This window comes from Sphingobacterium sp. Lzh-3 (genome assembly GCF_046764375.1).
Classification (GTDB): domain Bacteria; phylum Bacteroidota; class Bacteroidia; order Sphingobacteriales; family Sphingobacteriaceae; genus Sphingobacterium.
In genome coordinates, this window is sequence record NZ_CP177226.1 from 5985840 (window position 1) to 5999127 (window position 13288).

9 protein-coding genes are annotated in these 13288 nt (G+C 40.5%); 8 read left to right on the top strand and 1 reads right to left on the bottom strand.

The features are described 5' to 3' along the window. The first annotated feature begins 4 nt into the window (after positions 1 to 4). From ACLCDV_RS25050 to ACLCDV_RS25085, 8 genes are all read left to right on the top strand, one after another. Positions 5 to 1522 carry a tagaturonate reductase gene (locus ACLCDV_RS25050; RefSeq protein WP_411972511.1) on the top strand — a complete coding sequence of 506 codons (1518 nt, stop codon included), beginning with the start codon at positions 5 to 7 and terminating at the stop codon, positions 1520 to 1522. Between the two features lie 12 nt (positions 1523 to 1534). Further along, positions 1535 to 3181, top strand: coding sequence for a UxaA family hydrolase (locus ACLCDV_RS25055; RefSeq protein ID WP_411972512.1), 1647 nt, complete (start codon positions 1535 to 1537; stop codon positions 3179 to 3181). A 13-nt stretch (positions 3182 to 3194) separates the two neighbouring features. After that, positions 3195 to 4595: a glucuronate isomerase gene (gene uxaC / locus ACLCDV_RS25060; RefSeq protein WP_317669138.1), complete on the top strand. Its 1401-nt coding sequence runs from the start codon at positions 3195 to 3197 to the stop codon at positions 4593 to 4595. Positions 4596 to 4600: 5 nt separating this feature from the next. Further along, on the top strand, positions 4601 to 5626 hold the full coding sequence (locus ACLCDV_RS25065; protein WP_317669137.1) for a sugar kinase: 1026 nt from the start codon (positions 4601 to 4603) through the stop codon (positions 5624 to 5626). After that, the gene (locus ACLCDV_RS25070) at positions 5623 to 6267 is read left to right on the top strand and encodes a bifunctional 4-hydroxy-2-oxoglutarate aldolase/2-dehydro-3-deoxy-phosphogluconate aldolase (protein ID WP_333577364.1); all 645 of its coding nucleotides are present in this window, start codon (positions 5623 to 5625) and stop codon (positions 6265 to 6267) included. Before ACLCDV_RS25065 ends, ACLCDV_RS25070 begins: the two co-directional genes overlap by 4 nt. A 100-nt stretch (positions 6268 to 6367) precedes the next feature. Continuing rightward, a complete protein-coding gene (locus ACLCDV_RS25075; protein WP_411567692.1) occupies positions 6368 to 7804 on the top strand; it encodes an MFS transporter in 1437 nt (478 codons plus the stop codon). Positions 7805 to 7875: 71 nt separating this feature from the next. Then, positions 7876 to 9495, top strand: coding sequence for an NADP-dependent glyceraldehyde-3-phosphate dehydrogenase (locus tag ACLCDV_RS25080; protein WP_317669135.1), 1620 nt, complete (start codon positions 7876 to 7878; stop codon positions 9493 to 9495). A 306-nt stretch (positions 9496 to 9801) separates the two neighbouring features. Beyond that, entirely contained in the window at positions 9802 to 10812 is a 1011-nt protein-coding gene (locus tag ACLCDV_RS25085) for a LacI family DNA-binding transcriptional regulator (RefSeq protein ID WP_411972513.1), read from the top strand. Between the two features lie 60 nt (positions 10813 to 10872). Here the strand turns inward: ACLCDV_RS25085 and ACLCDV_RS25090 are convergent, their stop codons facing one another. Continuing rightward, positions 10873 to 13281 carry a TonB-dependent receptor domain-containing protein gene (locus ACLCDV_RS25090; RefSeq protein ID WP_411972514.1) on the bottom strand — a complete coding sequence of 803 codons (2409 nt, stop codon included), beginning with the start codon at positions 13279 to 13281 and terminating at the stop codon, positions 10873 to 10875. Between the last annotated feature and the right edge of the window lie 7 nt (positions 13282 to 13288).

Here is a 13288-nt window from a genome sequence, read left to right on the forward strand (position 1 = left end):
GCAGATGTTACTGACACGACATACTATACATACAATCACTTCTGATCTCATCAGCAAGCCGACAGAATCCTCCTTCCTTTATCCGGAAAAGATTCTTCAATTTGGCACTGGTGTATTGCTCAGAGGCCTACCAGATTATTTCGTCAATAAAGCCAATCAAAAAAATTTGTTTTGCGGTAGAATCCTAGTTGTTAAGTCAACAAGTTCGTCCGGCGCTGATGCTTTCGAACAACAGGACAACCTATACACACTAGCTATTAAAGGCGTAGAAGACGGTGAAGAAATTTCACATTACGAAATCAACAATTCGATTTCTCGTGTATTGGCAGCCAACCAACATTGGTCAGACATATTAAAAAGCGCTGAAAATCCGGATCTGGAAATTGTTTTCTCCAACACGACCGAAGTTGGCATTGTGATGAGCGAAGACACCATCAATGACGCCCCCCCTGCTTCTTTTCCTGGAAAACTTTTAGCGATCCTCTATCGGAGATTTGTTTACTTCAATGCGGATAAAAATAAGGGCTTAACCGTCGTCCCGACCGAATTGATTCCCGACAATGGAACTAAACTGAAATCAATCGTCACAGCCTTGGCTAAGCTGAATGAACTCCCAGAAAAGTTTATAGACTGGCTTGATATCGCTAATGATTTTTGTAACACGCTAGTCGATCGTATCGTCCCCGGAGCATTGCCTTTAGCGGAATACACGAAAACCTGCGCTTTATTGGGCTACGAAGATCAATTGATGATGATGGCCGAACCCTTTCGCTTATGGGCGATAGAAGCCAATTCTGAACGTGTGCAACAACGCCTTTCCTTTGCATTGGCAGATCCGAATGTCATGTTGGTTCCATCAATTGAAAAGTACAAGGAAATCAAATTAAGGCTCCTCAATGGAACACATTCCTTAAGTTGTGCCCTTGCCCTTCTTGCCGGCTTCGAAACAGTAAAGGAGGCGATGCACAATACAGCATTCAATCAATTTATACGTCTTTTAATGCAAGACGAAATTGGTCCCGCCATTTTAAGCGACAGCATTTCTGTTGCGGATATAAACGATTTCTCATCCAAAGTCATCGACCGCTTTGCCAATCCATATCTGGAACACAAATGGGAATCCATCGCTTTAAACTATAGCTCAAAAATGGCAATGCGCAATATACCGCTGCTAAGAAAATGGTATACAACGCACAATAAAGCGCCACAGCTCTTCGCGCTTGGATTTGCGGCTTACCTCTATCTATTAAAATCCAAGCTGAACGGTGGTCAGTATGAGCAATTGATTCATGGACGAACAGTTGTACTTCAGGATGAGTCTGCACCAATATTACATACCGCTTGGTGCAATCCAGATACACTCGTCCATACCGTGCTTTCAGATACGGGCTTATGGGGGATCAATTTAACGGAGTTTCCTCATTTTGAAGAAACAGTGAACCAAAAATTGCAACAGATCATTGAAAAAGGGGCATTAAAGGCCCTCGAAATCTCATCGTTTCCTGACAATAAAACGGTATAAATAGCACTAAAGATGAAAAACAACGTATTAAAGATACATCCTAAAGACAATGTTTTAGTCGCCTTACAAGATCTCAAAAAAGGTGATGCCATTTCGTTTGAGGGTGCACATTATATACTACAGGAAGATATTCCGGCCAAGCATAAATTTTTTATGCAGGATATGCACTTTGGTGACGAAATCTATATGTATGGTGTTCTCGTAGGAAAAGCGCAATTTGATATTCCACAGGGAAGCATCATGAATACCGACAACACTAAACATGCAGCCGAACCTTACCATTTCAGGCCTTCACATTACCACTGGGAAAAGCCTGATGTTGCAAAGTTTGAAGGAAGAACTTTCAATGGTTACATCCGTCCGGACGGCCGTGTCGGCACCGCAAATTACTGGTTATTTATCCCAACCGTTTTCTGCGAAAACAGAAATCTTGATGTTATCAAAGAGGCATTATACAATGAGCTTGGCTATTCAGTCACTGGAAAATACAAGAACTTCACCCATCAGCTGTTAAAAGCCTATGAAAAGGGTGAAACGCTAGACCTATCCTCACTTGGGCAGCTAAATACAATTACGGAGCAATCGGATCGTGTATTCAGAAACGTAGATGGGATCAAATTTTTGAATCATCAGGGTGGTTGTGGCGGAATCCGACAAGATGCAGCCATATTGAGTAAGCTACTTGCCGCCTATGCTGACCATCCCAATGTCGCAGGTATTACGGTATTGAGTCTGGGTTGCCAAAATCTGCAGCTGAACGATCTCGTCAATGACATCAAACTGCGTAATCCGGGATTTGACAAACCCTTGTACTTATTTGAACAGCAACAATCAAAAAGTGAGGAGCAACTGCTGAAAGAAGCGATACTACAAACTTTTATCGGGCTGACAAAAATTAACAAACTAGGGCGGCAACCCGTACCATTGAGCAAATTAACCTTGGGTGTAAAATGCGGTGGCAGTGATGGATTCAGTGGGATCTCCGCCAATCCTGCGGTTGGTTATACCGCCGATCTTTTGGTTGCTCTAGGCGGAAAAGTACTTTTAGCTGAATTTCCAGAATTGTGTGGTGCCGAGCAAAACTTAATAGACCGTACAATCGACCCTAAAGCTGCCAATAAATTCATTGACCTGATGACCGCCTATAGTAATGCCGCGGAAGCTGTCGGTTCTGGGTTCTACATGAATCCATCTCCAGGAAATATTCGTGATGGACTTATTACGGATGCGATAAAAAGCAATGGAGCAGCAAAAAAAGGCGGAACCTCCCCTGTTGTTGATGTCTTGGACTACACAGAAGAAGCAACGAAGCCGGGGCTTAACCTCGTCTGCACGCCAGGAAATGATGTGGAAGCGACCACAGGGAAAGCTGCCGCAGGCGCAACACTTATTTTGTTCACGACGGGTTTAGGTACGCCCACTGGTAACCCGATATGCCCAGTGATCAAAGTAGCGACGAACAATGTCCTAGCAACCAAAATGGCAGACATTATCGATATCAATACTGGCGCTATTATCGACGGAGAGAAATCCATCCAAAATATGGGTGAAGATATATTAGAATATTGTATCAAGGCTGCGAGTGGAGAAATAACTCCCAAAGCAGTTTTATTAAATCAGGATGATTTTATACCTTGGAAAAGAGGTGTAAGCTTATAAATCAGCATAGAGTATGAAAACTTTTTTAGACGACAATTTTTTATTGAACACCAATACAGCTATCGATCTGTATCACAATTATTCAAAACACCTGCCCATCATTGATTATCATAATCATCTGATTCCGGAGCAGATCGCAAATGATGTAAAATTTGACAATATTAGTCAGGTGTGGTTACATGGCGATCATTACAAATGGCGGGCCATGCGAGCCAATGGTATCAATGAGCATTTTATTACAGGGCATGCATCAGATGAGGAAAAATTTGCGAAATGGGCAGAAACTGTTCCTTATACCCTTCGCAATCCACTTTACCATTGGACACACTTAGAACTACAACGCTATTTTGGGATCACCGACCTACTTTCTCCAAAAACAGCTTCTAAAATATATGCTGATACGGCTTCCAAATTAAGCCAGGACAACTATTCCGTACGTGGCCTGCTTAAAATGATGAATGTTGAAGTCGTTTGTACCACTGACGATCCTATCGATAGCCTGGAATTTCACCAACAATTCGCAAAGGAAAAAGAATCGTTCAAGATGCTTCCCGCATTTCGTCCGGATAAAGCGATGAACTCGGATGATATCATTGCATTGAATCAATATATCGATAAACTCGAAGCGGTCAGCGACATGCAGATCCATAGCCTTGGAGATTATTTAAATGCGTTAAAAGCAAGACATGATTTCTTTGCTGCCAACGGATGCAAAGTATCAGATCACGGATTGGAACAAATCTATGCAGAAGATTATACCGAACAGGAAATCGTGACAATCTTTGAAAAGATTAGAACAAAAAAGGAAATCTCCTTGACCGAAAATCTAAAATTCAAATCCGCTATGCTCATTTATTTTGCAGAATGGGATCATGAAAAAGGCTGGGTTCAACAATATCACTTAGGAGCATTGCGTAATAACAATGCCCGTATGCATCGTTTGATTGGGCCCGATACAGGTTGGGATTCGATCGGAGATTTTAGCCAGGCACGTGCATTATCAAAATTTTTGAATAAATTAGACGATCAAGATAAGCTAACCAAGACCATCTTATATAATCTCAATCCTGCCGACAATGAACTTATTGCCACTATGATCGGGAATTTCAATGATGGCTCAATCAAGGGAAAAATTCAGTTTGGCTCGGCTTGGTGGTTTCTAGACCAAAAAGATGGTATGACAAAGCAGCTAAATACGCTTTCAAATATGGGTTTATTGAGCCGTCTCGTTGGTATGTTGACAGATTCTAGAAGCTTCCTTTCATTTCCAAGACATGAATATTTCCGAAGATTAATTTGTGACATCTTTGGAGAAGATATCGAGAATGGGGAAATACCAAATGATATTCAATGGGTAGGAAAAATCATACAGGATATCAGCTATAATAACGCAAAAGAATATTTTGAATTTTAATGAACATGCAGGGGAAAGTTTTAAGCTTTGGAGAATTGTTGTTGCGGATCTGTCCCGACATCGAACAGAATTGGATTGAACAACATCAGCTGCCTTTCTACATCGGCGGGGCGGAGCTGAATGTAGCCACAGCATTAGCGCTGTGGAATGTACCGTCATCCTATCTATCTGCAATTCCCAAAAATACGATCTGTGAAGGGATTGATAGCTATCTGCAGCGCAGAAATATAGACACATCAGCAATGCAGTGGACTGGCGAGAGGTTAGGTATTTACTATCTCCCAAAAGGAAAAGATCTAAAAAATGCAGGTGTTATTTATGATCGTGCGAACTCGTCTTTTGCAAACCTTAAAGTGGGCAGCATTGACTGGGAAGAAATTTTTGCCGATGTCAAATGGTTTCATTTTTCAGCCATCTGTCCCGCAATTAGCCAAGATATTGCAGATCTATGTCTGGAAGCTGTAAAAAAAGCACAAGAGAAGTCAATCTTCGTATCATTGGACCTTAATTACCGCGCTAAGCTGTGGAAATATGGAAAGGAACCGAAGGAGATTATGCCCGAAATTGCGCAGTATTGCAATTTAATTATGGGCAATATATGGGCTGCTCATCAAATGCTCGGAACCCAACTAGAAGAACAGTTCTTAACTTCTTCTTTTGGATATCAGGAAGAAGATCTACTGGCACAGGCCGATCGCACAAGCAAGGAAATTATTTCCGCGAATCCGGTTTGTCAATATGTGGCCAATACCTTTCGTTTTGACTATAGAAGCAAGGGAATCAAGTATTACACCACCCTGTTTGACAAAGACAGTTTAATTAAATCAACGGAATATACTTCCGAAGAAATTTTGGATAAAGTCGGTAGTGGAGATTGCTTTATGGCAGGCTTGATTTATGGATTATACTCCAACCTTTCTCCAAAAGAAACCCTAGAGTTTGCAACGCTCGCAGCGTTCGATAAATTATTCATCGCCAGCGATGCAACAACAAGTACTGTGGAAGACATAAAAAATAGAATGATAGCATGAATTTGAAAGAGATTGTATTAGATAAAATTATTGAGCAAGGGACACTTCCTTTGTTCTTCCATCACGATAAAGCAGAAAGTATCGAGATTCTGCGAACCCTATACCAGGCAGGTATACGTGTTTTTGAATTTACAAATCGAGGCCCCGAAGCATTGAGTGTTTTTGAAAGCTTAATTGACACCAGAGACCGTGAAATGCCTGATCTTTATTTAGGTATTGGCACCATCAAGTCAGTTGACGAAGCCCAACAATTTCTACAAATTGGGGCGGACTTTATTGTTTCTCCCATTGTAAACCCTCTGGTCGGTTCACTTGTGCATGAACAACATAAGCTATGGATCCCGGGCTGCATGACACCCACAGAAATCTATACTGCGCAGCAGCAAGAGGCAGCGCTTATAAAATTGTTTCCTGCAAACATTCTGGGACCGGCATTTATGTCGTCGATACGAGATCTCTTTAAAGGTCAGAAATTTATGCCGACGGGGGGCGTAGAGATCGAAATGGAAAATCTAAAAACATGGTTCAAATCAGGTGTATGTGCCGTAGGTATGGGCAGTAAGTTAATTGACCCCAAAGACACAAGCAATTTATTCGAGAACACCAAAAAGGCTCTTGACTTTGTCTCAAAGGCACGGTAACCATTCCCCTTTCGATACTGCATAGAAGGCAAACATTTGAAGGGGAATATTATTGGCATACAAAACAGACACGTACACTAAAAATAACTATAAACCCATTATGATAAACACGGAGAAAAAGGGTAATTACCGTTGGGTGATATGCTCGCTACTATTTTTTGCTACTACCATCAATTACCTGGATCGTCAGGTGCTATCCTTAACTTGGAAGGATTTTATAAGTCCTGAATTTCATTGGACAAATACGGACTATGGCAACATCACAGCTTTATTTTCGATCTTTTATGCCATCAGTATGCTTTTTGCAGGTCGCTTTGTAGATTGGATGGATACCAAAAAAGGCTTTTTATGGGCGATCGGAATCTGGTCGATTGGCGCGATATTACATGCATTCTGTGGTATAGCCACTTCAGGTATCGTTGCCGGTGAATGGTTTGTTGGTTTCGAAGGGGCAAAAGAGGCAATTTCTCATGTTAACAACGTGGGTTTAGTCATGAGTGTTAGCGTCAATCTATTTATTTTTGCCCGCTTCGTTCTAGCTGTCGGCGAGGCCGGTAACTTCCCTGCCGCGATTAAGGCTACGGCAGAGTATTTCCCAAAGAAAGACCGTGCCCTATCTACCAGTATTTTCAATTCAGGAGCAACCATTGGCGCATTAGCCGCCCCATTGACCATTCCTGTCATCGCAGCACACTGGGGCTGGGAGATGTCCTTTATCATTATCGGTGCTCTAGGATTTGTCTGGATGGGCTTTTGGATTTTTCTTTATAAAAAGCCACACGAAAACCCGAAAGTAAATGCTGCTGAATTGGCTTACATTCATCAAGATGATCATGAAACAGAACAGACCGAAGTAACCAAACAACCGCGAACTACCATATCGGAATGTTTAAAATACAAGCAAACATGGGCTTTCGTATTTGGTAAATTCATGACTGATGGTGTTTGGTGGTTCTTCTTATTTTGGATGCCGGCCTATCTCTCTGCTGTATACGATATCAAATCATCAGATACCGAAGGGCAGTTGGCTATCTTTGTTTTATATGGCATTACCATGTTGTCTATTTATGGCGGATGGCTACCAACCTATTTTGTTGACAAAAAAGGAATGAATGCTTATGAGGGCCGTATGAAAGCAATGTTGTTATTTGCCTTTGTACCCTTGGTTGTACTTCTCGCCCAACCCCTAGGTCATATTTCCTATTGGATACCTGTCATTTTGATCGGTTTTGCCGGAGCTGCACACCAATCTTGGTCTGCGAATATTTTTTCCACTATTGGTGATTCTTTTCCCAAACGTGCCATTGCGACTGTTACAGGAATCGGAGGACTTGCCGGGGGGGTAGGAGCCTTTATCATCAACAAAACGTCCGGCTGGTTATTTGATTTTGCAAAAGAAACTCAGCTGGTCTTTATGGGCTTCAAAGGAGAAGAGGCAGGATATTTCATTATCTTTTCTTTCTGCGCCATAGCATATTTAATTGCATGGGTTGTAATGAAAACACTAGTACCTAAACTTATTTTAATAAAAAACTAACATATATTGCAAAATTTATAGTATATTAGCAATATCTTTATAAATATCAATCTAAACCATTTTTAAAAACAATGAGCTTAAACTTAGAAAGTATTTTCTACGAGGAGCAAGACATTCCCGCAGAATTTACACTAGACGAACAGGTCGATCAAAGAGAGTTCCTTTCCAATGGAGAAATGATTTCTTGGACGGGTCAAGTAAACGAGGTTTTTTCACCAATCTGTGTGAAGACTAAGGATGGCTTGAAACGTAAGCGCATCGGTAGCTTTCCTGTTTGTACTGAAAAAGAGTCCATGGAAGCCTTGGAAGCTGCTGTAAAAGCATACGACAATGGCCGTGGAGAATGGCCGACAATGAGCGTTGCCGATCGTATTACCTGTGTCGAAAATTTCACACAAAAGATGATTGCCAAAAAGGACATTGTTGTCAAGCTTATTATGTGGGAAATTGGCAAATCCTACGCAGACTCCGTAAAAGAGTTTGATCGTACTGTAGAATACATCTATGCAACGATCGATGCATTGAAAGATATAGACCGCGATTCTTCACGTTTTCAAATCGAACAAGGTATCGTCGCCCAAATCAGAAGATCTCCATTAGGCGTAGTCCTTTGTATGGGACCATTCAACTACCCATTGAATGAGACATTCACGACATTGATTCCAGCGTTGATCATGGGGAATACCATGTTATTCAAACCACCTAAACATGGTACTTTATTACATTATCCTTTATTAGAAGCTTTTAGAACCAGCTTCCCTAAGGGGGTTGTCAATACAATCTATGGCCGTGGCAATAAGATTGTACCTAGCTTAATGCAATCAGGAAAGATCAATGTCTTGACGTTAATCGGTTCAAGCCGCGTTGCTGATGAACTTAAAAAATTGCATCCAAAAGTGAATCGCCTTCGCGCTATTCTTGGCTTGGACGCAAAAAACGCAGCAATTATTACAAAAGACGCAGATTTGAACCTCGCAGTTTCTGAAACCGTATTGGGATCACTTTCTTTCAATGGCCAGCGATGTACCGCATTAAAAATTATCTATGTGCATCGCAGCTTGGCGCAAGAGTTCCTAAAACGTCTCTCTGCTGAAGTCGCAAAATTGAAATATGGAATGCCTTGGGAAAAGGGTGTATCATTGACCCCGCTTCCTGAAGTCAATAAACCGGCCTATCTGACTGAATGCATTGAAGATGCAAAAGCATATGGTGCAAAAGTCGTCAATGAGAATGGTGGTCAAGTTGCAGAATCATTTTTCTACCCGGCAATTGTCTACCCTGTCAATTCACAGATGAAACTTTACCGGGAGGAACAATTCGGTCCTGTTATTCCTGTCGTTCCTTTTGATGACCTTGAAGAACCTATCGAGTACCTAATCGGATCTTCGCACGGACAACAAGTAAGTATTTTCAGTAATAACGCAGCGGTTGTTTCTTCGCTTATTGATCCACTGGTCAATCAAGTGAGCCGCGTAAACATCAATTGTCAATGCCAACGCGGCCCAGATACTTTCCCTTTTACAGGCAGAAAGGACAGTGCTGAAGGAACACTGTCAGTAGTTGATGCTTTACGGTCATTCTCTATACGTTCTCTAGTGGCTACAAAATTCACAGAGGAAAACAAGAAATTATTAAATGAAATCGTGAGTGAAAATGAATCAAATTTCTTAAGTACGAAATACATTTTCTAGTATACGGCTGATATCAAAAAGCGACATCGAAATAATCGATGTCGCTTTTGTTTCTGAAAGTGTCTGATTTTATTGGCTAGAAAGAACCTTCAGTTCGCTTTCATTGTAGCACGCTAAATCACTCTGGCATGAAATGCAGGGAAATTTAACTGGCTATCCAATAACCAAGTTTACAAAGCATATTTCACTTGTTGATGCAATTATCAGTAATAAAGTTATGCAAACGTTGCCGGCAACGTTTGCACCGGGGAGCTAATTAGGTTTTGTAATTTTTTTTGATTAATATTAGGTTCTATTTTGCCAATTATGAGATTCGAAAACTATACAATCAAAGATATTGCTAAAGCACTTAACTTATCAACGTCCACCATTTCCAGAGCATTAAGAGATAGTTATGAAATAAGTCCTGAAACAAAAAAGATTGTATTGGAATATGCCGAAAAAATCAATTATCGTGCGAATCCCATTGCAAGGAGTTTAAAGGAGCGTCGAAGCCACTCCATTGGTATCATTGTCAGCGAAATAGCCAATAATTTTTTTTCCCAAGTCATAAACGGTGTCGAATCTATTGCCTATGACAAGAATTTTCATATCATCATTTCACAGACACATGAGTCTTCGGAAAGGGAAAGGCTGAATGTCGAGTATCTTACATCCAGAGGCATGGATGGGTTATTAATTGCGTTGTCCTCAGAAACCGAGGATATTTCTTATCTCCACCAATTAAAAGAACGTGGATTTCCAATTGTATTTTTTGACCGGATCCCACAGCAGTTCGACACATACAAAGTCATCGTAAACAATCAGCAAGGAGCCTATGATGCCACCCAGCACCTCATAAAACTTGGAAATAAGAAAATTGCACATCTTACAAACTCTAAATCGTTGTCTATAACGAAGGACAGATTAATTGGCTATAAAAAGGCTCTGATGGCTAATCATATTGATTTTGATCCAGATTTGGTTAAATATTGTCAATATGGAGGGCTACATTTGGAAGAGATCGAAAGTGCAATTGAAGAGCTTATCCGGCTTGGTTTTGATGCTGTTTTTATTTCTGGTGATAAGTTAACTACAGGCTATCTTCATATCGTGAAAAAAAGAAATTTTGAAGCCTGTAACGATATTGCTATTGCCGGATTTACAAACTCGAATGTTGTCGAACTATTCTCATCTAAAGTAACCGCCATAAGACAACCTGCTTTCGAAATGGGGAAAATCGCTACGGAACTTCTTATCAAATTAATAGAGGCCAAAAATCCGATTAAAGAATTTGAAACGCGTGTATTACCTACCGAGCTAGTCATCAATGACTAAATAAAAAGCCGTAAGCAAAAATATTCCTACGGCCTTTTGAAACGACATAATGGTCAGTAGCTATTGTGCTCTTTCCTTTTCCTCGTTACTCGTATCTTTCTTACGATAGTTATTTTTTAAATTTCCAAATTTATACGAATAGGTCAATCGAACCACACGACGATCTTGGTATTGCCTGATACTGGAGTCAAAATCTCCAAAATTAGTTTTCAGATTCTGATTCCCTGTATTAAACAAATCACTCACGGCCAGCTTCAAAGAACTACGTTGATCCTTAAATGTCTTTGTCGCTCCAACCTCCATATCCCAACGGGCCCTCATATCGTATACATTATATTTGAAAGGAGAGAAATACCTCAAATTCAGATTAGCCGACAGACTTTTCGCCAACTTTAAATTGTGCATTGATGTCGCTTGCAAAAGAAAGGATTTCCTTTTAAGTGGATGACCACCCACCATGCCATCAAAGTTAAAATGGATGCCCGTAATATTGTTATTCATGCTCCAAATTTTGGATACCGTAATCGGAATGTTCAGATTCAGATAAGCTGTCAAATTCTTACCTAAATTTTCACGTATAACCCAAGTCTGTTTCAGTACCGAATCTTGCCCCATACTCTCTACAATCGCATCCCGCACATCGTTAATACCTAATGTCACATTATAACGTTGCATCAACGTATAATTTAAGGTGAATTCATTGGAGAATTGCGGATTCAGATAAGGATTGCCACGTTCGAAGGTTAGTTTATCAATGAAATAATCAAAAGGATTCAACTGTCGGTAATTAGGACGGGTGATTTTCCTTGCATAACCTAGGGAAAAAATATGATTCTCATCGAGGGTATATGTCAGATTTGCATTCGGAAAAAGTTTAAAGTAGTTCCGCTTCACCTGCTTATTTAAGGTCAATGAGTTTCCGTCAGAAAATGTATATTCTCCTCTCGCTCCGATCTTCAGCCCCCATTTTCCTATCGTATTATTATAGTCTATATATCCAGCTGCGATCTGTTCCTTATACACAAAATGATTTGTACGCTTTGTGTTATTCATCCAAGCATTGTCCAAAAAATCTTCAAAGGTTAAGTCGTTATCCGACGTCACATTAGAATATTTAGCTCCCATTTCAAGTTTGGATACCTTAGATAGCGGTTGTTCATAATCCAATTTAGCAACATAGATATCGATTCCGATCGGCATTCTACTCCGTTGGATCTCCTCAGGAGTAATCGCATTCATCTGACCATCAAAATATTGATTATTATACCCCACGCGCTTACTGCTTTTGAATTTACTCCAATCCAGATCAAGGGTAAGTTTTCTGCCATTGGAATCAATTCTAAACTCATTGTTTAAATTAGCAGAGTACCGATCAAATAACTCTTTGAATTGCGATGTCGAAATCAAAAGCGAATCCAATGTTGTAAAAGACTTTCCGACATTGGTCTTACTATCGTTATCATTGTATTCGATATTATTCGAACCATTAAACTGCACGGTTAAGGTATTTCTGGCTGATGTCCTTTGCTCAACACCGAATCGATAGGAATGGTTTTGTTCCTTTTCATCCAATATCGACCTTTGTTTAAAATAGGTCTTTTCCCCTTTATTCTGAATAACACGGTCAAGCAGGAGCTTCCGGTGACTTTTCTCATCCGAATACGCATACGATCCAAATACTGTCGTGTTGTTCTTTTTATAGTTTAAGGATAAAGAGCTATTCCCCCTAAATTTTTCTCCTCTACCTGCCGTCATGTTAAAGGTTCCGTTAAAACCTTCCATCCGATTTTTCTTGAGCACAATATTAATTGTCCCCACAGCCCCCTCCGCATCATCTTTTGCTGCCCGGGTAGTGATAACTTCGACGGACTTAATCTGGTTGCCATCCGTACTCTTCAAAAAATTCACCAACTGTTCACCAGACATATAGGTCTGCCGCCCATCGATGGTGACTGAAACACCCGATTGACCCATCAACTGTAGATTATTATTGTTATCTAAACTCACTCCAGGGGCGCGCTGTACAATATCTAAGGCATTATTCCCTGCGGCCAAGGGAGAATTTTCGACATTTAAAACCAGTTTACCAGGCTTGCTCTCAACCATAGGCCGCTTCCCTTCCACGGCAACCTCCTGCAGTTTTCGTGCATCTGCGTTCAAAAGAATAACCGGAACTTTATAATCGGATGTACCGAGTTCAAAAACATTGCTTTTATTGGATGTATATCCAACCATTTTGACATCAATACGATAGTTTCCGGCACGCACATCCGAAAATTCGTATTCCCCATTTTCGTCCGTAACCACCGCTTTCAAAATAACAGTGGTATTCGTTTTCGTTAGATATACAGTTGCCAAAGGCAAAGCGGAATTGTCTGCCGACTGCACTTTACCGGTAATTTTTACTTGTGCATGGGCAAATGTAACTATCAAAAAATTTAAGAGTAAGAGGTAAAAATATCTTTTCATTCGTTTA